Genomic DNA, 21402 nt, shown 5'->3' on the forward strand with positions numbered 1-21402 from the left:
TCGTCGAAGCGCAGGTGGGCCAGGTCGAGGCTGGCCAGCTCGTCGCGGCGAAACGCCCCGGCCAGGCCGAGCAGCAGCAGGGCCCGGTCGCGCACCCCGTCGAGGCGCTCAACATCGATGCCTTGCAGCACGCGCTTGAAGTAGGCGAGCGTGAAGGCCGGGGCCTGCTTTTGGCGCACGCCTTTCTCGCGGCTGATGCCCTCGAGCAAAGTCTTGAGCTGCCGGTCGTCGGTGGGCGTGGGCAGCCCGGCCAGCTGGTGGGCCTTGCTCAGCGCCGCGCAGTGGCGCTGGATGGTGGCCACCTTTTTGCCCGCTTCGGCCAGCGCCGTGACGAAGGCGGCCACGGTGAGCACGTCGGCCGGCAAGGCGTCGCGGCCGTGCTCGCGGCACCAGGCCGTGAAGCGCCGCCAGTCGCCGGCGTAGGCACGTTGCGTGTTGGCCGCGCCCTGCTGGCCGGTGGTGACGTAGCGTGCCCCGGCCGCGGCGTACTCGTCGATGTGGCGCGCGGCCCCGACGGCGGCGGAGTCGGGAACGAGCGGCAGGGTTTCCATAGCGGGCGGGACGGTTGACGGCGGGCCGTCGGAAAAAGTAAGACCGGGTGAACAGCCCAAAAGTACGTTGAAATTACCCTCGATAAGTAAACCTTATCAGGGGTAATCACTTTTTAGAACAGTAACGAATAGTTTTGTACTATTTTGCTGATAAAGTACCACTAACTACGCAGAAGTAGCATTCAGCATACTGTGTCTGAGAAGAGAATCACTTGCGTTATCAGCCCGGTTATCGCGCGGCCGCACAGGGTTGACCTATAGTTGCGCGACGGGAGCCGCGTCGCGCAAGACGAACTCTTGAGTTGTCTATTCAGTTCTGTGCAAATCCCTCGCGAGAAATAGCGGCTGGCACTGAAGCGGACAAAGAGGTCCCAGCTATGCGCTTTGGCCGGTCATTTTGACTATGACGGCTTGACGACTTTTGCCTTCTTATTGAGCATCATTAACTTGCTTATGACCACCAGGCCTAGACGGTATTAAGAACCTGGACCAAATCAAGGCTAGTGCCTTTGGCGAGCATAAGCCACAAAAGCCAATAAGCGCAGCGAGGAATATCGATACCTGCTAATTCGCTCACAGGTCCACAACACTTTGTAGATCACCTAAGATTTGTCCTTTAACTTTGCAAGCTAATACCTCATGTTGGATGCCGCTCTTCCAGGCTGCGATTATTACTTCCGCTTTAGTACAGCTCAACACGGGCTGACTTGTCTTAGGCACTAAGTCAAGCATGTTGCCTCAACACTTACTAGCGGCAAGGCTAATCTGAAAACGGGCACAGAATTGCTGGGCAATGGAGATGCACTTATGCAATTCTATTCAACAACTTGTCTATCAATGCCTTACAAATGGGACAGCAATGGAAAGCAGCAATCATCTAACTATATATCCCTTATATTAGCGGACGGTAAGATATGACTACTTTTACTGGAAATGAATTTAGCAAATGTATAGTTATTTTGAAAGTGACATTATCAATAGCTTACTTACCGTCTGCTTTTAATGATCAGTAAATTTTCGAGCATTCTTTTGCTTGAAAAAGTTATCTCACAAATCTTTTTTTTCTAAAGCAGCACCCACTCATTTAAGCCAGTTAAGCACAGGGAAGAAATAATGACTAATAGAATTGTATGCCTTCTCGGGCTTTTGTTTGCAAGCGCTTGTGGCCCAGCTAGAAATATAACTTATTTTAGCAATTCACATGACACGGCGGAAACTACGACAGAGATCGCGAACAAGATAGATCCCATAATTCAGCCAGATGATCTCTTAAGCATTTCGGTTAGTAGCTTGAATGCGGAAGCCAATGTTTTATTCAATAGCGGAGTAATTCAGTCAGTGGGAGGAGTAGGAGTTGCAGGGAGTGCAGTCGGCAAATCCGGCGAGGGGTATCTGGTTAATGAAAAAGGCGCCATAAACTTTCCGGTTTTGGGCAGTGTGAGTCTCGGCGGTTTGACCAAGGAGCAAGCAACGGCTAAGATGACAGCCGGAATCCAGAATCACGTTAAGAATCCAATCGTTAATATACGGTTTCTGAACTTCAAAATTACAGTCATTGGGGAGGTAGGGCGTCCCTCTACCCTTATCGTTCCTACCGAGCGAATCAATCTAGTAGAGGCCCTAGCGCAAGCCGGTGACATTACGGCCTTAGGCAAACGAGATAATGTGTTGATTATCAGGGAAAAAAATGGGGTAAGAAGTACAATGAGGGCGAATTTAAATGATAAAGCGGTATTGAATTCCCCCTATTATTATTTGCAGCAGAATGATATTGTGTACGTAGAGCCAATTAAGATGAAAAAGCTTCAAGGTAATCCGAGTAGCTTTTATTTGCAGTTGCTAGGCGCTGGAATATCGCTTGCAAGTATATTAGTAATTTTTCTTCGTTAGAAATAGATTTACGCTGTGACGTAGCTGGCATCTCGTACAACGTCCTTTGCAAAATTACTTATGGATAGTCAAGAATTGTTTTCATCCGATTTGAGCCAGGCGAAAGCGGGTGATTTGAAAAACATTGTACTACAGTATACCCGATACTGGTACCTGTTCCTGCTCGGAGCCGTTTTGAGTATTTCCGTTGCGTTTTTTTACTTGCGCTACTATGCAGTGCCCCAATACATTGTATCGGGCACTATGTTAATTAAAGACGATAAAAGTGGTCAAAGTTTGTCTAATGCTGATGCGTTGAGTGACTTAAATACATTCAAAGCTACGCGAAACGTGGATAATGAGATAGAAGTTTTAAAGTCCAAAGGCTTAATGGAAAGAGTAATTAGAGAGCTGGACTTGGTCACCCGTTACTATGTAGAGGAACGAATAACCGATAGAGAGATATATGGTGAAGCCTTACCTTTTCGTATAGTGAGGAACGGATTAGATTCTACCATGACTGGTAAATCTATTATAATTCATTTAAAAAAAAACAATTTCTTTGATTTGGAAGATTACAAAGGAATTACTACTTCCCACAGGTTTGGGCAGAAAATACACAAGGCTTTTGGTTCTTTTACCGTAATCACTGCAGGAGGTCAATACAATGTTGGAACTAAAATTATTGTTTATTTTCAGGATATATACCAAGTTGCTAATCACTATAGTCAAGCTATTAATATTAAGCCGGTTGGCAAAACAACTAACGTTCTGAACATAAGTTTAATCGATCCCATGCCGGAAAGAGCTAAAAATATTGTAGACAAATTAATGCAAGTTTATAATGATGAAGCGATTGATGATAAAAAGCAACTCGGCACTAGTGCACTGAAGTTTTTAGACGAACGCCTAAAATTTGTAACGACAGAGCTATCGACAGTTGAGAAGGGAGTCGCGAGTTATAAAAGCACAAATAGTTTAACAGATATCGCTGCTCAAGCTACCAGCTATGCCGAACAAGCTACCAATTATGATAGCCAGATAGCTGAGTGGGCAACACAAAGTGAAGTATTAGAATCCCTGGAAAACTATTTAAAAAATAATAACAATTCTATAGTTCCCAACTCACTTGGTATTAAGGATGAAACGCTTGCGAAGCTGATAGGGAGGTTTAATGAAGTGGAGCTAGAGCGGCAAAGAATGCTCCGTACCATGCAACCAACCAGTGTTCTCATTCAAAATACCAATGAACAGCTTGCGGATCTGCGAGTTAATATCCTGGAGACTCTGCGCAACATAAAAAATGGCTTGCGCATCTCGGTCAATAACCTGAAAGCCAGTTCAAGGCAGTTCCAGTCCAAGGTTCAACGGGCTCCAGCGCTGGAGCGAGAGCTTCAAGAGATAAACCGATCGCAGGCCATTAAGCAGAACATTTATATGTACCTGCTGCAAAAAAGAGAGGAAACGGCTTTGTCGCTAGCAGCCACCGCATCTGCTGCCAGAGTTCTTGATTTTGCAAAGGGTGGTGATTACCCAATAAGCCCTAATAAGCAAACAATTTATTTGATGGCTGTGCTATTGGGATTAGGTTTGCCTATGGGGGGCATTTATCTCAGCGGCCTACTAAATAATAAAGTGCGGACTCAGCAAGACATTACTAGCACAGTCTCGGTACCAATTCTTGGTGAGATTGCGCACAACGACGAAAACGAAACCCTAGTCGTTACTACACAAAGCCGTAGCCCTATCGCCGAAATGTTCCGGTTGGTCCGCACAAACCTGCACTTTGCTGTGGCAGGGAAGGAAAATATTGTCTTGCTGGTGACTTCTAGCATGAGCGGGGAAGGCAAAACATTCTTTAGTATCAATATAGGATCCAGTTATGCCGCAACAGGTAAACGAGTACTACTGCTCGATTTAGATATGCGGATGCCTAAGGTGGCAGAGCAGTTGGAGTTGGCGGAAAAGCCAGGTATAGCGGATTATCTTACATCTAACAAAATTCTAGTTTCGGATATAATTACTTCTTCAGACAAGGTCCCGGGATTATTTATAGCAGGTGCGGGGTCAGTGCCACCAAATCCGGCCGAGCTGATGTTGAGCCCTAAGTTCGCGCATTTCATTGAAGAGCTTAAAGTAAACTTTGATTGTATCATAATGGATTCACCACCTGTAGGGTTGGTGGCTGATGCATTAACGTTAGCTCACTACGTAGACCTGACCGTATACATAGTTCGCTATGATTACACCAAAAAAGAGCAATTATCAATTGTAAATAATTGCTATAAAAACAAAACTTTAACACGCCCTATGATTGTGTTGAATGATGCTAAAGCTAAAAATGGAAGTAATTATGGTTATGGCTATGGCTATGGCTATCAAATTGACTCTAAGAGTAAAAAAAGAAAGAAACCTACAAATTATAGCACTTAACACGTTTATATTTATCCTAGAGCAATTGATTCGTTAGAATAATGACCCTGCTCTGCTAGGCTGATTTATGTTTATAATTTTATGAAGGTGCTCTTCCAGCGTATTATTAATAATGCTAATTACGCGAGAGCACTTGAATGGAGCAAGCTCATTAGCATTACGGGTGGAGCACAGATAGTAATCCAAGTGATAGGATTTGCTTGTGGAATTTTATCAGTCAGATTATTATCTACTCAGGAGTATGCTTTATTCACTCTAGCTAATACTATGCTAGGTACGATGGTTATCCTAGCAGATAGCGGAATTACTAATGGAGTAATGGCAGAAAGCGGGAAGGTCTGGCAGGATAAAGATAAACTGGGGCAGGTGTTAGCAACCGGCTTGGACATGCGAAAGAAATTTGGCATATTAAGCCTAGCTGTGTCTTTGCCAATATTAGCTTATCTTCTTTTCAAGCATGGAGCAAGCTGGCTAACGCTGGTTTTGATAATAGCAGCTATTGTAATAACATTTTTTGCGGCACTTTCAGATTCAGTTCTCGAAATAATTCCTAGGTTGCATCAGGATATAAAGCCGCTACAAAAAAACCAAGTTGAAGTTGGAGTAGGACGTTTAGCGCTCACGGGGCTATTCCTTTTTGCTTTTCCTTACACATTTGTGGCCTTGATTGCGAACGGTATACCTCGCATTTATGGCAACTACAAATTAAGAGGACTATCGCAGCGCTTCGCCAATAAAAATAGCGCTCCGGACCCAGCGGTCCGGAAGGCAGTAGGACGGGGCGTAAAACGAACATTGCCAATCGTCATCTACCATTCTATATCCGGCCAGCTATCAATTTGGCTTATTTCCTTCTTTGGCACCACTGCTAGTATCGCACAAATCGGCGGATTAGGAAGGTTGTCTATAGCCTTTAGCTTATTTGCTGCTCTATTCTCAACCCTAGTGGTACCAAGGTTCTCAAGAATGGCAGCTAACAGGAAAAGTTTAATGAAACGATTCCTGTTAGCTCAAGCAGGGGCAGTAATAATAGGTTTCTTTTTTATTATCTCAATAGGTCTGCTTTCGAATCAAATTCTCGGAATATTAGGCAAAAACTATTACGGCTTGAATCATGAATTGCTTTTGGTAGGCGTGATTAACTGTGTAGGCTTAGTGGCTGGAGTATGTTCGCAATTGATGTTAAGCCGAGGTTGGTTTATGAGGCCTTACTTTTTGATAGCCCTAAATTTTGGCTCAACTGTGCTAAGTATTACATTCTTCAACATATCAACATTGATTGGGATGCTGCATTTTACCGTCGCTCTCACTATAATAGCTTATCTATTTGAGTTTATTTATGGCGTCATCTCCATAAATAAGGAACCTGAGTAGATTTACTGGATTTCAAGGGTTTTCTCATAATTCTTGCTAATCTGTTTCTTGTCTTGCCCTTAACTTTTACAAAATCAGCTTTATTATGAAGTTATCCGTGATTACCATAAATTACAACAATGCGGCTGATTTAACCAAGACTCTACATTCTGTTTTTGAACAAACATGGACTGATTTTGAGTACATTGTAATCGACGGGGGCTCTACTGATGGGAGTTTAGAAGTGATAAGACAGAACGAAGGAAAATTAGCCTACTGGGTAAGTGAACCCGATGCCGGTATTTACAATGCTATGAACAAAGGAATACGTGTTGCGGAAGGTGACTATTTGTTGATGCTTAATGCGGGCGATTCATTATGCAACAATACAGTGTTAGAGCAAGTATTTTCTTTGAACACCTACAATGAAGATATACTCGCAGGAGACGTGTATAGAGCCGTGAATGGTAAAATATTTGACAAAAGTTGTTTTCCTGATACACTAACCTTTGGCTTTTTAAGAAGTGGGACATTAAGTCACCAAGCAGCCTTTATAAAGAAGCGTCTGCATAATGTTGTTGGCATGTATGACGAGCATTTAAATTATAGCTCTGATTGGAAGTTCTTTATTCTTGCAATTTGTAAGTATAATGCTTCCTATAGGCATTTGCCATTTTTTATCAGCATTTGTGATGCCACTGGTTTGACATCCATTCCGGAGAATTTTCATGCAATGAATCAGGAAATTGAACAAATTCTAAATCAGGATTTTGCAGCATTCGTACCTGATTACGTCAAATTCGATTCTTGGCAGCAAAAAACTTTGAAGCATAAAATTTCTTTAGCATGGCCCTTTGCTAAAAAAAGTATAAAAAAATTGATAAAGAGATACCAGTAAAAATTTAAGTTTACTACCATTTTGCTAAATTTATTATTATATACAACATGAATAAAATCAAAGGCCAAGGCACTTTAACAAAAGCATTGGCATCAAAAACTGGCGCGCGAAATAAACGCGACTTTGTCAAGTTTATTAATGCAGGAAAAAATTTATCAATTTTAAGCGTCAGCATAAAAAATGAAGTGTTAATCGAGGCTAGAGTCGTTAGCTTCTCTTCAACTCACGATTTTGGTGAACAGGTTCTCTCTATATTATCTTTCATTAAGTATGTTGGGACGCCCATCGCTTGGATAGTGTATTCAGATGGTACGCACACTAGTCAGGAAATTGAACTTATAGAATCATCTTTTGATTTTCTAAAAGTTGAGAATATACGATTTGATGAATCTTATATCCAGCACAATATAAAAAAATCCTTGCTTCCTTATAAAAAGGATTTTATTAATTATGCCAATGCATTACCATTAGGGAAAAAACTATTTTATTATTTGAATACATCAATACAAAAACCTACTTTCTTTCTTGATTCAGATGTGTTGTTTTACAATAAGTCTTGTTGTTTATTAAATTTAATTAAAGAAAATTACAACGGCTGGTTTTTACCGGACAGCGAGTGGGGAAATTTGGATCCTCGTTATATTGAGAAAACATCTCCTCAACATTACCAAGTAAACAGCGGATTGTTCTTGATTAATAAGGAGCTTGATAGCTATGTAGAAGGCCTATCCTTCCTTAGTGCATTGGGCCCAAACTACCACTATTTTAGCGAGCAAACTGTTGTCCATATACTATTGACTTTCAATAGATTTATGCCTTTAGACCCCAGAATATTTGTTTTAGATTCGGCAGACCAGTTTGATTTTTCGTATCGTTATACAAGGGAAGGTATGGCTGTCAGGCATTATACAGGACCTGTACGCCATAAAATGTGGCAGCGAGATTGGAAGTGGCATCTTTCACTTACTTAGTTATAATACTAAATGAAAAGAGGTATTTATCTAGTGGCTAATAAAAGAAGCCAGGACATGTGTGAAAATCTTCTTTATTCGATAAGGGCGAGTGGCTGTACGTTACCAGTACGGTTGATCCATTTTGGCGGTGAAGCGGTTAGTTCTTCTTACATTCTGAGCCAAGTCGAGTTTTTGCGTTATGAGCATTTTCCTGACGAAGCAAAAACTTTTATTGCGAATATGAGGAGTGTTTTGACCGATTGCCCTTTAGGTTTCCTCTACCGGTTTTTAGGTTGGTTCTCAGATTGGGATGAATTTATTTACGCTGATAATGATATTGTAGCTCTCTGCAATTGGGAAATCCTGTTTGAACACCTGACTAACTTTGATTTGGTTCACGCCGATGAAGAGTATATTACTAAAGGAGCATTTAACTACGATAGGCCAGATTTACTCCAAGCTATGTTTGGAGATTCGGTGTTAGAATCTGCAATTACTGCTGGGCATATAGCTGTAAAGCGCAACGCAAAAATGGTAGATGATATCAATGAGGCGGTTGCCTGGTTTAAGAAATATCCACATATACCTAAAAAGCATGACCAATCACTACTCCATGTAGCGGCAATATTAGGGAAATGGAACAATTTAAATCTTTGCAAGCCTCCTCATTATTGGCTTAGCTCTTGGGCCGGGGATTATAAGAATTCACTTCAATTAATTCAAGCAATTCAGAATAATGGCTCTAAGATCAGTCACCTACATTATTCTGGTAGCACCCCAAAGGGAAATTTAGCCATTCAAGATTTACTCTTCTCAGTCGATAGCGACAATGCAAGACTAAGGAAAATAACTTTTGTAGGCTCAAAGTTTTTGTCCGGGTATTTATCCGGGCAAGAATCATTTAACAATCAGTATGCCAAGGTGAAGAGGTACTTTAAGAGAAGAATGAAGTGACTTTAATTCATCACAAGCGGAAGTGCTCTAAGGTATATGAGCTGGATTGCATAGTTTTGTTAGACTACTCACGAAGTAGATGATACTGTATGATTTCAAGTATATGTACTCTGTTTGAGGGCCATTATCACTACGGCGTAGCCGCTTTGACTAATTCCCTTTATTCCCAAGGATATCGTGGGGCCGTTTACGCAGGCTATCGAGGTAGTTTACCAGCTTGGACGGCCCCTGCTCAAGAAAATCCCTCACTAAACTGGCCAGGGGGAAGCACACTGGCGGTCGCTGCCGAATTGCAACTACACTTGCTTCCACTCGACACGGATTACCACCTTACTAATTACAAACCGGACTTTATGCTGCGAGTGTGGCAGCAGATGAGCACCTCAAATGCATTGTTTTACTTCGACCCTGACATCATTGTAACTGTTCCATGGTCGCTCTTTGAGGAGTGGGTTGGGTGTGGTGTAACGTTGTGCGAGGATGTCAACTCTCCCCTTACTAAGCATCATCCCGTCCGGACTGCCTGGCGTCGGTATTTCGCAACTAAGGGGTTTGCACTCCGCTTTAAAGAAGCTATGTATGTAAATGGCGGATTCGTAGGAGTACGGGAAGAAGATAAAAGTTTCTTAATGCTGTGGCAATCCTTACAGGAAGCAATGGCCCCTGCTATAGGGGGACTGAATCGATCAGCTTTTAAAGGCCCTGAAAGCTTGCCGCTCGCCCCTTTTGGGAAAACCGATCAAGACGCGCTTAATGCCACAGTAGAGGCTTGGGAGGGTACAACTAGCCTGATAGGCCAAGAAGGCATGGCCTTTAAAGCGGGAGCGCGGCTTATGTCGCATGCACTCGGATACTCAAAGCCTTGGCTCACAAAGCCCTTAATGCAAGCTATTTCTGGCCGCTTGCCCCGACTGGCCGACAGAGACTACTGGCAGTCTGCTAATGGGCCCATCTTGTCACAACCAAACGGCTTAGTTCGGCGGCGCCAGTTGGCTATACAAGTGGCTGCTTTGATTGGGCGGTTTTACAGCCGAAAATAACAGCCGGAAGTAAAGACGGGCAGGTATCTGTTAATTATGGGGATAGGTGAGCTTAGGAAAGCTACTACTGCTATCTGTATCATTGGTTTTCCTACAAGCATAATAATGAGCTACTTTTTACAACAAGGCATATTTGTGATGCGGTTTCGCTATTGGAATTGGATGCAAGGAGCGGTGCGCAAATTCTGGTACGTTCGGTTGGGCATGCAGATTGGCCGCGGGACGATCTTGCCAAAGGTTTATATTACGTGGCCGCACCAAATAGCCATTGGGGATTACTGCACGTTGGAACAGAGTATATATTTTAAGTTCGATGGTCTTTGGCAGGCTGGTCCTTCTATCCGCATTGCGAATCGCGTCTTCATCGGCTCCGGGTGCGAGTTTAACATTACCAAAACCCTTACCATTGGCGATGATGCCCTCATTGCGTCAGGGTGCCGGTTTGTAGACCACGACCATGGCATTCATCTAGGCACTTGCATGCGCAACCAACTTGGTCGCGAACAAGCCATTACCATTGGGAACGACGTGTGGCTAGGGTGTGACGTAGTAGTATTGAAGGGTGTTACGATCGGAGACGGAGCCGTAGTAGCGGCGGGGGCGGTCGTCACAAAATCCATTCTTCCGTATGAAATCTGGGCTGGAGTGCCTGCGCGTAAAATTGGCCAACGTACTTAACTCATGAAAATCGCGTTTCTATGCGGCTCCCTCGAACCTGGCCGGGATGGTGTAGGCGATTATGTGCAACGACTGGCGGCGGAACTGCTACATCAAGGTCTCGAAGTAACAGCCATAGCCTTAAAAGACCAACACGCAACACAGGAAAATTTGCATAATCAGCAAGTCGCGGGAAGCACCTTTCCTATCCTGCGGCTGCCCGCTACTTGGTCGTCAAACCGACGATATAAGCGAGCTCGGCAATGGATAGTCGAGTTCGACCCCGATTGGTTGAGTTTGCAGTTCGTACCCTTCTCGTTTCATTCTAAAGGCCTACCATTCGGTTTGCCTAGGCAACTGGCTCGCTTGGGCAAAGGGCGAGCTTGGCATTTAATGTTGCATGAACTGTGGGTAGGAATGGACGTAGCTGCCTCAAGGAAGCACATCCTATGGGGAATGGTACAGCGCCAGTTGATCAAGTCTCTCATAGCGTGCATCGGGCCAAAAATTATTCACACTCAAACGTTGCTTTACCAAGCTCAATTGGCTAAAGTTGGCTTTTGTAGCCATTACTTACCGCTTTTCTCAAATATTGCGGTCCCCAGTAATCGCCCGAAAAGGGCAATCGCCCAACAGTTTGATTCTAACGTGTCAACAGAAGCTACCATTCGCTTAGTTCTTTTCGGCACCATTCATCCAGGAGCGCCGGTGACGCAATTCGCTCGTGATGCCGCGCGCTACGCCCAACAACATACCGTCTCGATTACTCTAACACTGGTCGGACGCTGTGGGAGCGAACAGGACCATTGGGCAGCTAGTTGGCAAGAGGTTGGTTTACCGATAGAAATATTAGGTGAACAGACACCTAACCAAATTTCGCATGTATTGCTGAATGCTTCGTTGGGTATTGTTACAACGCCGGCTTGGCTAATCGGAAAGAGTGGTACTGCAGCAGCGATGCAGGAGCACGAACTGCCTATACTTTGCGTGGCTCCACCTTGGTTCCCCAGAGGAATCGACACATTGACCCTTCCTAAAGGAGTAAAAATATACGAGGAAGGTAACTTTAGTGATTATCTTTTTAAAAGAGTTAATCCAAACAGCATTCATAATGTGTCCGTTATTGCTTCTCAATTAGTTAATGCATTACTAAAAAATATTTAGCATGGCAAGCCTTCGTTATTTATGGAAGCATAGAGCCACCTTTTCTATAGCTTCAAAAAAATTTTACTGGGCTTGGGGGAAACGCATCTTTTCTTTCGCCGAACTGGTGAGGCGTAATCGCGCGCGAGTGAAACTCACTCAGCAAGGTGCGAAAATTCATGAAACGGCTGAAATAGGGCAAGCAATAGTGCAGGGAAATAAAAAAAAATTGATTATAGGAGCTTTTTCTTCTATAGGAAAAGTTACTTTGGCCTTGCACTGTTCAGTGAAAATAGGGGAATGCGTTTGTATTAATGATGGCGTAAATATCTTAACTGGATCACACGATGTTATGGATCCATTATGGAGGTCAATAAGCGCTGCGATTGTAATTGAAGACTACGTATGGATCGGCACTAATGCAGTTATACTTCCTGGCGTACACCTAGGGCGGGGCTGTGTCGTAGGTGCTGGAGCCGTTGTAAGCAAATCGGTCGCGGAAGGAGAAATCGTGGTTGGAAATCCCGCAAAGCCAATAAGAAAAACTAGAGACATCACATTTAATTACAATCCTTGCGAATTTTTAGCAGCAAATAGAGCTTGGATAACTGGCTAATAGTATAACTCTATTGGATACAATTGTGTATTCAAATAGGCGTGTCAAGCAAGCATGGTGCACGGGCATAGAACATACCAGCAGCAAGTTTTTAATTGCCTAACATAAATGTCTTTATACCAAGTGTATGTTCTGGCGCAATAGTTATATTCATGTCTAATAGTTCATTTTTCGCCATCAATATTTAATCGGATGCAGGTATTGCTTCACCATCCTACCGGTAATGCTAACGTTCGTGCGGCCGCAAGCGGCCTGCAGCAGGCTGGCCTATTGGCTGGTTTTCGTACAACGATAGCCGCCTTTCCGGATAGCATGCTGGGCCGCGTCAGCGCATTGCCCCGGTTTGGTGAGTTGAGTCGCCGTCATTTCGAGGCAGCTTTAAAGGTTAAAACGCAGATGTGGCCCTGGCGCGAGTTAGGCCGTATGGCAGCGTCAAAAGCTGGTTTTGATTCCTTGGTTAAGCACGAAACAGGTTTTTTCTGCGTCGACGCTGTCTACCACAGCCTCGACCGGCACGTTGCGGTTGGTTTGTCCCGGAGTGCTAGACGGCAGAAGGTAGATACTGTCTACGCCTATGAAGACGGGGCTCTTGCCTCCTTTCAACGCGCTAAGCAGCTTGGACTGACCTGCGTGTACGACTTGCCTATTGGCTATTGGCGGGCGGCGCAGCGACTACTGAAACCTGAGCAGCAACGATGGCCCGACTGGGCACCTACACTCACGGGCCTGCAAGACTCCGAGGCCAAACTCGCCCGCAAGGATGAAGAGTTGCGTCTAGCGGACCGGATTTTGGTCGCCAGTCAGTTTACCGCCCACACCCTCCAGGATTTTCCTGGTGTCCTCGCGCCCATTCAGGTCGTGCCCTATGGATTTCCGGCCGTGGGAAAGCCTCGTCAGTATTTACCTATCGGTAACGGCCGACCATTAAAGCTGCTGTTTGTGGGCGGGCTTTCCCAGCGCAAGGGCATCGCCGATTTGTTCACGGCTGTAGCGGCACTCAAATCGCGGGTCGAGTTAACCATTGTCGGTCGCAAGGCTAGTAACTACTGCCCTTCGCTTGACGCCGCCCTGGCCTGCCACCGCTGGCTCCCGAGCTTGCCCCATGCCGAAGTGCTCGCCATTATGCGAGAGCACGACGTGCTGGTTTTTCCTTCGCTTTTCGAAGGTTTTGGCCTTGTAATCACAGAGGCTATGTCGCAGGGTACCCCCGTAATTACGACCGACCGGACAGCGGGCCCTGATCTAATTGAGCACGGCCGCAACGGCTGGCTTGTGGAAGCTGGCTCGACTGCTGCCCTGCAGGGAGCTATTGAAAACTTGCTGCAGCGACCGGAATCGATAGCCGAAGCCGGCCGGGCAGCTCAGGAAACGGCTCGCGGCCGCCCTTGGGCAGTATACGGGCAAGAACTTGCCAAGGCTCTTACTAACCAGCCCTAGCCTCAACCAGCGTTATTGCCAGCTAATTTATAGAGAGCATGATCCCAGACCTGCGCAGTACCGCCAATAGATGGGAAGAAGCTAATTCCCGAAGACCGATCGCAGCAGTTGACACAAAGGCTCAGTGGCTCAAAAGAGCCGTTTGGGCATATTTCTTCCTGTTGATCTTCGAGGGAGCCCTCCGCAAATGGGTACTTCCCAGCCTAGCTACTCCGCTGCTCATCATCCGCGACCCTATTGCCCTGTGGGCGGTCGTGGTGACTTGGCGGCGCGGGATAATTGCACCTAATATCTACTTAACGGGGATGGTAGTAATTGCTGTTAGCAGCATTATCACGGCTACCCTTCTCGGACACGGCAACTTATTTGTCGCGTTATATGGGGCCCGCATTTTTCTGCTACACTTCCCGTTAATCTTCGTCATTGGTCGGGTTTTCACCCGGGAGGATGTCATCAGTATGGGGAAGGTCACCCTGTGGATTGCTATTCCCATGGTACTGCTGGTGGCAATGCAGTTCTTCAGCCCGCAGTCGGCCTGGGTTAACCAAGGAATTGGCGGCAGTGAGGGTGAAGGCTTTATGGGAGCTATGGGCTTCTTTCGCCCCCCCGGCACTTTTTCCTTCACGAGCGGCAACGCCAGTTTTTTTAGCTTTGTCGCACTCTTCGTGTTCTATTTTTGGCTGGACAACAAAGCAATCAACAAGCTATTTCTGGCGGCAGCTACTGCCGCTCTCTTGTTATCGGTGCCCTTATCAATAAGCCGCACCCTGCTTTTTCAAATAGTGATCTCCCTAGTGTTTGTTCTTATTGCCAGTGCCCGTAAGCCAGAGAACCTGGGGCGGATGTTGGTCACGGTAGCAGGTGGAATTTTGGTGTTAAGTTTACTCGGTCAATCGAGTTTTTTTTCCACGGCAACTGAAGCGTTTACAAGCCGGTTCGAAGACGCCAATGAAATAGAAGGGGGCTTGGAGGGCGTCTTCCTGGATCGTTTTCTGGGTGGACTTATCGGGGCGCTGACTGGCAGCGCTTCAGGTCTGCCGTTTTTCGGCTACGGTATTGGTATGGGCACCAACGTAGGCAGCATGCTTCTCACGGGAACGACCGTTTTCCTGATTTCCGAAGGTGAGTGGGGCCGAGTAATCGGCGAGTTAGGTCCATTGCTGGGCCTAGCCGTCGTATTTCTGCGCTTGGGGCTAGCGGCAGAAATTAGTTGGGCATGCTATAAAAAATTGACCCAAGGAGACCTGCTGCCCTGGCTGCTGCTAAGCTTTGGCCTGCTAAGCTTGGTGCAGGGTGGTTGGGCACAGCCCACTTCCCTCGGTTTTTGCACTCTAACCGGGGGCTTGATGATAGCCTCGCTTAGGAGCTTGAAACAAACATAATATTCATTTCAAGCTCCTTAAACTTATTGCATGTTGCAGTTTATGCTGCTTAAGAATTAATAACAACACATTTGAGCTTTATCGTTAAAAGGTTTGTGGTACCATAGCACTTGATGTTTGCTGCACATGAGTAATAGTGTTCGAATAATTTTGATTGGAAATTACTTGCCGGATAAGCAAGAAAGTATGCTCCGATTTGCACATATGCTAGATAATGGGTTTCGTAATGCAGGTTTTAAGTCGGAGGTTTGGCAGCCTACAGTACTATTTGGCAAGAAAGCCCTCAATACAAACGCTGGATTTGGTAAGTGGTTGGGCTATTTAGATAAATGGGTTATATTCCCAATAGTGTTGCGCTGGCGACTCCTTGGCAGCGGTAACTTACGTCAACCAACAGTCCGATTTCACATCTGTGACCACTCAAATGCGCCATACCTTAAGCAGCTTCCCATTGATCAAACAAGCATTACTTGCCATGATGTGTTAGCTATTCGTGGCGGTCTAGGCCACGTAGATACCTACGTAACAGCTTCCCGGTTTGGCCAAATTCTGCAGAGATGGATTCTCAATAGCTTGAGTCACGCGAAGAGACTAGCAGCTGTCTCGCAGCTCACGTTCGATCAGCTGCAAGCTCTAATTCCTCCCCACCCGAAGCACAAGGATTGGCGAGTAATTCATAACGCATTCAACGCGGAATTCTGGCCTATGGACGCAAGACAGGCTAGCTCATTGATAAAGCAAACTGAACTTGATTTGAACGTGCCATTTTTATTACACGTCGGGTCTGGACACCCCCGTAAGAACCGTTTGCTCTTGCTCGACATGGTGGCTATATTAGGCAAACAGTGGCAGGGCAACATCTGCTTTGCGGGCGAAGCACTCGATTCGACCTTGCTAGAGCATTCGGAAATTTTAGGCTTACGTCAGCGAATCATTTCAATTGTAAAGCCTGACCACCACGTACTTGTGGCCCTTTACAGCACTTGTGCCGCCTTCGTATTCCCTTCCTACACGGAGGGCTTTGGGTGGCCAGTTATTGAAGCCCAAGCTTGTGGCCGCCCCGTTATTGCTAGCAATGTGGCGCCAATGCCCGAAGTAAGTGGGGGCGCCGCGTTACACGCGGCGCCAACGGATGCCCAAGCCTTTGCCGATGCTTTCCTATCCCTAATAGATGATTCTAAGCGGACTAATTTAATTGCAGCAGGACTTGCAAATTGTCGGCGCTTCGAGCTTAACCATATATTAAGCGCCTATCTTGAGCTGATTATGTAACAGTACTTAAAGTCAATAAATGAAAGTGTAATTGGTTATGAGTGTATCAATTAAATAATTTGTTTTATAGCCATACGAATTCATTTTTTCAAACATCAAGTGGGCTGGCATTTGAAATTCATGTTTTGTAAGTCTGGTGCTGTTAACAAGACTATATACTGAGATTGTGCAAATACAATTAACACAGAGCGATTATCCATTGGCGCTATCTATAAATTACGGATTTTGATACAAGTTCTTGACACTATTTTTAAGAACCTAAAAAATAGTGCGCCGATTACCTTCAGTGATTATGGCTTTTTCATACCTAACTTAGCTCTAATAGGTATCGCAACTTTGCTTATATATTTGGTGCTCAGTGGTGTTTTTTGGCTCAACTAAACTTACTTAAAAGATTGGATATTTCACGGCAGAGTACTAGTTGATGGAATAAATAACATTGTCAGAGCAAAGAAATATTTTACCTCATCCAGCGATTTCGTATGAAAGCAACTGTTCTTTAATAAATTGCAGATTCTAGCCTTGATAAGGGTATTCTTCCAAGGTGTACTGCTCCGGTAAGACCATGAAATTGTTGCACGTCATTGCTAGCATGGACCCCAAATTGGGAGGAGTGAGCCAGGCAGTTCGAACCACCATCGCAGGCTTGGCCGAATTGGGCATCCACAATGAAGTAGTGAGCCTAGATGCGTCTGGTAGCCCAGTGGACCCATTTCCACTGCACGCAGTTGGGCCTGGCTACGGCCCCTGGAGCTACAGCCCGAAGCTCCTACCTTGGCTGCTCGATAATTTCGCTCGTTTCGATTCTGTACTCCTTCATGGATTATGGCTTTACAATGGATATGCATTACGCAAAGCCCTGCACCGTTTTCAAGCACAGCAGGCGGCTGCAGGCTCGGAAATCATCCCTGTGCCTAAGCTCTTTGTGATGCCGCATGGTATGCTGGACCCGTACTTTCAGCGGGCCACGGGTCGCAAACTTAAAGCTTGGCGGAACCAGTTGTATTGGCAACTGGTCGAAGGTGCAGTTGTCAACGAAGCCGCCGGCGTGCTTTTTACCTGCGAGACTGAGCGTTTGCTTGCCCGTGAGCCATTTGCGCCTTACCGCCCCCACCAGGAACTAGTAGTAGGGTTAGGGGTTGAACCGCCACCCTGCGATACCCCCGCCATGCGAGTTGCCTTCGCTGCCAAGTGTCCGGCCTTGCAAAATCGCCCTTACCTGCTTTTCCTCAGCCGCATCCATGACAAGAAGGGCGTCGAACTGCTTATACAGGCTTACGCTCACTTAAGGATCCACATGGCTGCCTCGACGATTCCACTGACGAAGCCGGCTCCCGTGCTGGTCATTGCTGGTCCGGGTTTGGAGACTGCTTACGGCCAGCAAATGCAGCGGCTTGCCGCTGAGTTGCCCGAAGCTTCCGTCCTTTTTCCGGGCATGCTCACCGGAGAGGCCAAGTGGGGCGCTTTTTACGGGTGCGAGGCCTTTGTGCTGCCGAGTCATCAAGAGAACTTTGGCATCGCGGTTGTAGAGGCCCTTGCGTGCAGCAAGCCGGTATTGGTTTCCAATCAGGTAAACATCTGGCGTGAGATTGTCGCTATGAATGGGGGCTTGGCAGAAGATGATACGCTGCCCGGTACCCAGCGTTTGTTAGAAGGCTGGTGTGAACTGGCAGAGCACGAAAAGCAAGTCATGAGTGAACGCGCTCAAGCAACGTACCGCATGCATTTCGCCGTGGGGCCAGCAGCAGCGAAAATGGCAGCGGTCTTATATTAAAGGCTTTATCTTTAAGGGTATGGGCTGCCACAAATGATTTAAAATTAACCGACATGGTAGATTAGAAAGCCAAGATACTACCGAAGGATTTCTGTGTTAGGAAACAAGGCGGTTTTATAACCTCGTTCTGTTTATTTGGGTATCGGGTGTATAGTAGGCCATAACTATAGTTTAATTTTAAAATGAGCACTAATGTTGATACCCATACGGGCCCGTCTTTTTCGTTGCGCAACCGCCTTGCAAGAGTTGTATGGGGAGTGTTTTCATTCCTGCTGTTTCGCCTTTCTCCAAAACCTTTGCACAGTTGGCGCTCCTTTGTGCTGCGGTGTTTTGGTGCCAAAGTTGGCCAGGGAGTGCATGTGTACCCAGGCGTAAAGATTTGGGCTCCCTGGAACCTCGAATTAGCCGATGAATGCGGAATTGCGAGTGGGGTCACGCTATACTGCCAAGGGAAAATCACAGTGGGTTACCGGACGGTTATCTCTCAAGGAGCCCATTTGGTCACGGGAACCCACGATTATTCCGATTTGGGGTTTCCACTCGTCACCAAACCCATCCAGATCGGCGAACAAGTCTGGATTGCGGCCGAGGCCTTTGTTCACCCCGGGATCATTATTGGAGATGGTTGCGTGATAGGTGCCCGCTCTGTTGTGACCAAGAATATGCCCGAGTGGATGGTTTGTGCAGGTCATCCCTGCATACCAATTAGAGCCCGGATAATTGCCTGAGCCAGTCACCACCGCGTAGCACTATGGTAAACGTCACAACTTGGTTGCTCATATGGTCCTAAAGCAGAGCATAACTTAGCCCAATCATTAGGTTTGGTAAATGCCAAATCTGATACCGATATTAGATTTATAATGAATGTTCCCCTTGATTTAACTATTGCTATTCCTGTAAGGAATGAAGAGCGTAACCTGCCCGACTGTCTCAAAGCTATTGGCTCTGACCTAGCGTCAAGGATAGTAGTGATTGATTCAGGGAGCACCGACAGAACTGTCGAAATTGCGCATAGCCTTGGCGCCGAAGTGCTGAATTTTGAGTGGGATGGACGCTTCCCCAAAAAGCGTAACTGGTTTCTGAGAAATTACGCATTTACTACAAAATGGGTATTCTTCCTCGATGCCGATGAATACTTAACCGAGTCTTTCAAAACGGAAATGCGGGAGGCGTTAAAAAATAGCACCAAAGTTGGGTACTGGCTGAACTACACCATTCACTTTTTAGGCAGGGAGCTTAAAGGAGGATATCCGCTACGAAAGCTGGCCCTCTTTCAGGTAGGCTCGGGCGAATATGAGCGAATTGATGAAGACCAGTGGAGCAAGTTAGATATGGAGGTGCATGAGCACCCTATCCTGGACGGGGAAATAGGCGTAATTCGTAGCAAAATTGACCATCAGGATTTCCGAGGCGTCTCGCACTACGTAATAAAACACAATGAATATGCCGGGTGGGAAGCCGCCCGATTCCTCAAATTAACGGGAAATAACTTACAACCAGCAGCAAAGTTGACCTGGAAGCAGCAGTTAAAATATCGTATGATGAAGAGCATATTTATGGGTCCAGCTTATTTCTGTGGAAGCTTCTTTCTTTTGGGTGGTTTCAGAGATGGGGCAAGGGGTTTAGCCTTCGCCATATTAAAAATGTCTTACTTTACTCAAATATATTGCAAATTACGTGAGAAGTAAATCAACTCTTTTTGCCGCACACTGGAAAGGGTTTCTCAAGCTTTTGGTTTCTATATCGTATTCCTGTTTACTGAGCTATTTAGTCTTTTTTGCCAGAAGGAGAAGACATATTAGTGAGCGGTTGATAAATGAAATTCCGCTAAAAAACACGTTCAAAGACTTTGTAAAACTAAATCTCAATTCTGACAAAGAGCTGTATCATTTTTATACTAATTTAATAGGAAATATAATTATATTCATTCCTGTTCCAGCAATATTTATCTTGTTTAAAATAGAAAGTTCCAGAACCATTCTATTCCTATCATTCTTACTTAGCCTTTTTATTGAATGTATTCAGTATGTTTTTAGAATAGGAGTGGCCGACGTTGACGACATCATTCTGAATGTTATGGGTTCAGCATTGGGTTTATTACTTATATGCCACTCGGGAATAGGAAACTGTACGATAGCAAATTCAGACTCATAAAATTAGGTAAAGCTTTATATGAGCAATTCCAATAGATCAAAAAGTGGTTTCTGCTTTTCTGTCTTGAATTGATTAGGTTATCGATGAGATAATTTATTGATCAGCTTAGGTCGTTAATGATGTACAGTAATTAAGTAGTTTGGGGACAGCCAATTAAAAAAGGTATAAACTTTATCTGTTATAATAACTTCATTTGAATGTTTTAATAATACTCCTAATCCCTTATGCCGTGCTCTTCATTAGTACATGTGGCTAGGAAAACAACCCGGAGCCTACCGGCACACCGGCTATTGCAGGCAAATGGGACTTGGAAGGTATCAGCATACAAATAATCGACCTTAATAGACAAGGCAACAGCCTTCGTCCTACCACCAGCGACAACAATGCGAACATGAGTGTTGATAAAGCCCCAGATGGCACTGTAACCAGTACATTTAGATACGTTTCGAACGGTGCTGAAGACTTATAAACAATTAGCGGAACTACCCTTTCTAATACGTATCCCGGCACTACTTATTATATCGGCCTACAGCAACAAAGTATGTGGACTTGTGAAAGAAATTAGCGGGTATCGATATCACCCGCCGCTCTTATCCGAGCGCCGTTAAAGACGACAAATGGGCGTTTTTGCTGCCGTTTCTACTGCTGGTGCGCGAAGACGTGGCGCAACGGTAGCGCCTAATCCGCGAGTTATTTAACGCCATGAGCTACGTGGCGCATACGAGTTCTACGTGGCTCAACTTGCCCACGGTTTGCTGCCCTGGGCCACGTGCTCCAGCAATGAGCTTGCTTGCGCGACGCCCACGTGATCGAGGGCCTGACCGACGACCTGCGCCAGATGCTGCGCCATAAAGAAGCAAGGTCTGCCGACCCCTTGCGGTGATTTCCAATTCGCGCACGCTGCAGAGCACGCCCG

At 45.6% G+C, this 21402-nt stretch carries 17 protein-coding genes and 1 pseudogene; 17 read left to right on the forward strand and 1 reads right to left on the reverse strand.

The genetic code is table 11. From position 1 onward, the window contains the following. Positions 1–551 (reverse strand): site-specific integrase (locus tag BMZ66_RS24445; RefSeq protein WP_177204911.1); only part of this gene is annotated, 551 nt, incomplete at its 3' end. A gap of 1113 nt (positions 552–1664) precedes the next feature. Between BMZ66_RS24445 and BMZ66_RS24450 the strand changes: the two genes are divergently transcribed. The 17 genes and pseudogenes from BMZ66_RS24450 to BMZ66_RS26525 all read left to right on the forward strand — a co-directional run bounded on the left by BMZ66_RS24450 (position 1665) and on the right by BMZ66_RS26525 (position 20486). Continuing rightward, positions 1665–2441, forward strand: coding sequence for a polysaccharide biosynthesis/export family protein (locus BMZ66_RS24450; protein WP_092679013.1), 777 nt, complete (start codon positions 1665–1667; stop codon positions 2439–2441). 60 nt (positions 2442–2501) lie between these two features. Continuing rightward, positions 2502–4853 (forward strand): GumC family protein, encoded by a 2352-nt coding sequence (locus BMZ66_RS24455; RefSeq protein WP_092679014.1) that lies wholly within the window; start codon positions 2502–2504, stop codon positions 4851–4853. Positions 4854–4934: 81 nt separating this feature from the next. Next, positions 4935–6227: a lipopolysaccharide biosynthesis protein gene (locus tag BMZ66_RS24460; protein ID WP_092679015.1), complete on the forward strand. Its 1293-nt coding sequence runs from the start codon at positions 4935–4937 to the stop codon at positions 6225–6227. An 85-nt stretch (positions 6228–6312) separates the two neighbouring features. Continuing rightward, positions 6313–7104 (forward strand): glycosyltransferase family 2 protein, encoded by a 792-nt coding sequence (locus tag BMZ66_RS24465; RefSeq protein ID WP_092679016.1) that lies wholly within the window; start codon positions 6313–6315, stop codon positions 7102–7104. A 47-nt stretch (positions 7105–7151) separates the two neighbouring features. Further along, positions 7152–8075 (forward strand): hypothetical protein, encoded by a 924-nt coding sequence (locus BMZ66_RS25400; protein WP_143080448.1) that lies wholly within the window; start codon positions 7152–7154, stop codon positions 8073–8075. 12 nt (positions 8076–8087) lie between these two features. After that, on the forward strand, positions 8088–9011 hold the full coding sequence (locus BMZ66_RS24470; protein WP_143080449.1) for an alpha-mannosyltransferase: 924 nt from the start codon (positions 8088–8090) through the stop codon (positions 9009–9011). Positions 9012–9313: 302 nt separating this feature from the next. After that, positions 9314–10051, forward strand: coding sequence for a hypothetical protein (locus BMZ66_RS24475; protein ID WP_143080450.1), 738 nt, complete (start codon positions 9314–9316; stop codon positions 10049–10051). A 516-nt stretch (positions 10052–10567) separates the two neighbouring features. After that, positions 10568–10729 (forward strand): annotated as a pseudogene (locus BMZ66_RS26570) (DapH/DapD/GlmU-related protein); the annotation flags it as partial. A gap of 3 nt (positions 10730–10732) precedes the next feature. Continuing rightward, positions 10733–11872, forward strand: coding sequence for a glycosyltransferase family protein (locus tag BMZ66_RS24485; RefSeq protein WP_092679019.1), 1140 nt, complete (start codon positions 10733–10735; stop codon positions 11870–11872). A 1-nt stretch (position 11873) separates the two neighbouring features. After that, positions 11874–12467 (forward strand): acyltransferase, encoded by a 594-nt coding sequence (locus BMZ66_RS26375; RefSeq protein WP_092679020.1) that lies wholly within the window; start codon positions 11874–11876, stop codon positions 12465–12467. 192 nt (positions 12468–12659) lie between these two features. Beyond that, positions 12660–13904: a glycosyltransferase family 4 protein gene (locus tag BMZ66_RS24495; RefSeq protein ID WP_092679021.1), complete on the forward strand. Its 1245-nt coding sequence runs from the start codon at positions 12660–12662 to the stop codon at positions 13902–13904. A gap of 38 nt (positions 13905–13942) precedes the next feature. After that, a complete protein-coding gene (locus BMZ66_RS24500; RefSeq protein WP_234795221.1) occupies positions 13943–15286 on the forward strand; it encodes a hypothetical protein in 1344 nt (447 codons plus the stop codon). 126 nt (positions 15287–15412) lie between these two features. After that, positions 15413–16558, forward strand: coding sequence for a glycosyltransferase family 4 protein (locus tag BMZ66_RS24505; protein ID WP_092679022.1), 1146 nt, complete (start codon positions 15413–15415; stop codon positions 16556–16558). A gap of 592 nt (positions 16559–17150) precedes the next feature. After that, complete coding sequence (locus BMZ66_RS24510; RefSeq protein ID WP_234795222.1) at positions 17151–18332, forward strand: glycosyltransferase; 1182 nt, start codon at positions 17151–17153, stop codon at positions 18330–18332. 182 nt (positions 18333–18514) lie between these two features. After that, entirely contained in the window at positions 18515–19060 is a 546-nt protein-coding gene (locus tag BMZ66_RS26335; RefSeq protein WP_092679024.1) for a DapH/DapD/GlmU-related protein, read from the forward strand. A gap of 132 nt (positions 19061–19192) precedes the next feature. Further along, positions 19193–20020: a glycosyltransferase family 2 protein gene (locus tag BMZ66_RS24520; RefSeq protein WP_092679045.1), complete on the forward strand. Its 828-nt coding sequence runs from the start codon at positions 19193–19195 to the stop codon at positions 20018–20020. Continuing rightward, a complete protein-coding gene (locus tag BMZ66_RS26525) occupies positions 20010–20486 on the forward strand; it encodes a VanZ family protein (protein WP_177204912.1) in 477 nt (158 codons plus the stop codon). The genes BMZ66_RS24520 and BMZ66_RS26525 overlap by 11 nt, the downstream gene beginning before the upstream one ends. The last annotated feature ends 916 nt before the right edge of the window (positions 20487–21402 follow it).

Source organism: Hymenobacter arizonensis (assembly GCF_900115775.1).
Taxonomy (GTDB): domain Bacteria; phylum Bacteroidota; class Bacteroidia; order Cytophagales; family Hymenobacteraceae; genus Hymenobacter; species Hymenobacter arizonensis.

Excerpts from the sequence above, each read along its gene's own strand:
- BMZ66_RS24510 (WP_234795222.1), top strand. The coding sequence starts at position 17,151 with ATGGACCCCAAATTGGGAGGAGTGAGCCAGGCAGTTCGAACCACCATC.
- BMZ66_RS24485 (WP_092679019.1), top strand. The coding sequence starts at position 10,733 with ATGAAAATCGCGTTTCTATGCGGCTCCCTCGAACCTGGCCGGGATGGT.
- BMZ66_RS24505 (WP_092679022.1), top strand. The coding sequence starts at position 15,413 with ATGAGTAATAGTGTTCGAATAATTTTGATTGGAAATTACTTGCCGGAT.
- BMZ66_RS24520 (WP_092679045.1), top strand. The coding sequence starts at position 19,193 with ATGAATGTTCCCCTTGATTTAACTATTGCTATTCCTGTAAGGAATGAA.
- BMZ66_RS24465 (WP_092679016.1), top strand. The coding sequence starts at position 6,313 with ATGAAGTTATCCGTGATTACCATAAATTACAACAATGCGGCTGATTTA.
- BMZ66_RS24500 (WP_234795221.1), top strand. The coding sequence starts at position 13,943 with ATGATCCCAGACCTGCGCAGTACCGCCAATAGATGGGAAGAAGCTAAT.
- BMZ66_RS24450 (WP_092679013.1), top strand. The coding sequence starts at position 1,665 with ATGACTAATAGAATTGTATGCCTTCTCGGGCTTTTGTTTGCAAGCGCT.
- BMZ66_RS24470 (WP_143080449.1), top strand. The coding sequence starts at position 8,088 with ATGAAAAGAGGTATTTATCTAGTGGCTAATAAAAGAAGCCAGGACATG.
- BMZ66_RS24455 (WP_092679014.1), top strand. The coding sequence starts at position 2,502 with ATGGATAGTCAAGAATTGTTTTCATCCGATTTGAGCCAGGCGAAAGCG.
- BMZ66_RS26375 (WP_092679020.1), top strand. The coding sequence starts at position 11,874 with ATGGCAAGCCTTCGTTATTTATGGAAGCATAGAGCCACCTTTTCTATA.
- BMZ66_RS24460 (WP_092679015.1), top strand. The coding sequence starts at position 4,935 with ATGAAGGTGCTCTTCCAGCGTATTATTAATAATGCTAATTACGCGAGA.
- BMZ66_RS26335 (WP_092679024.1), top strand. The coding sequence starts at position 18,515 with ATGAGCACTAATGTTGATACCCATACGGGCCCGTCTTTTTCGTTGCGC.
- BMZ66_RS25400 (WP_143080448.1), top strand. The coding sequence starts at position 7,152 with ATGAATAAAATCAAAGGCCAAGGCACTTTAACAAAAGCATTGGCATCA.
- BMZ66_RS24495 (WP_092679021.1), top strand. The coding sequence starts at position 12,660 with ATGCAGGTATTGCTTCACCATCCTACCGGTAATGCTAACGTTCGTGCG.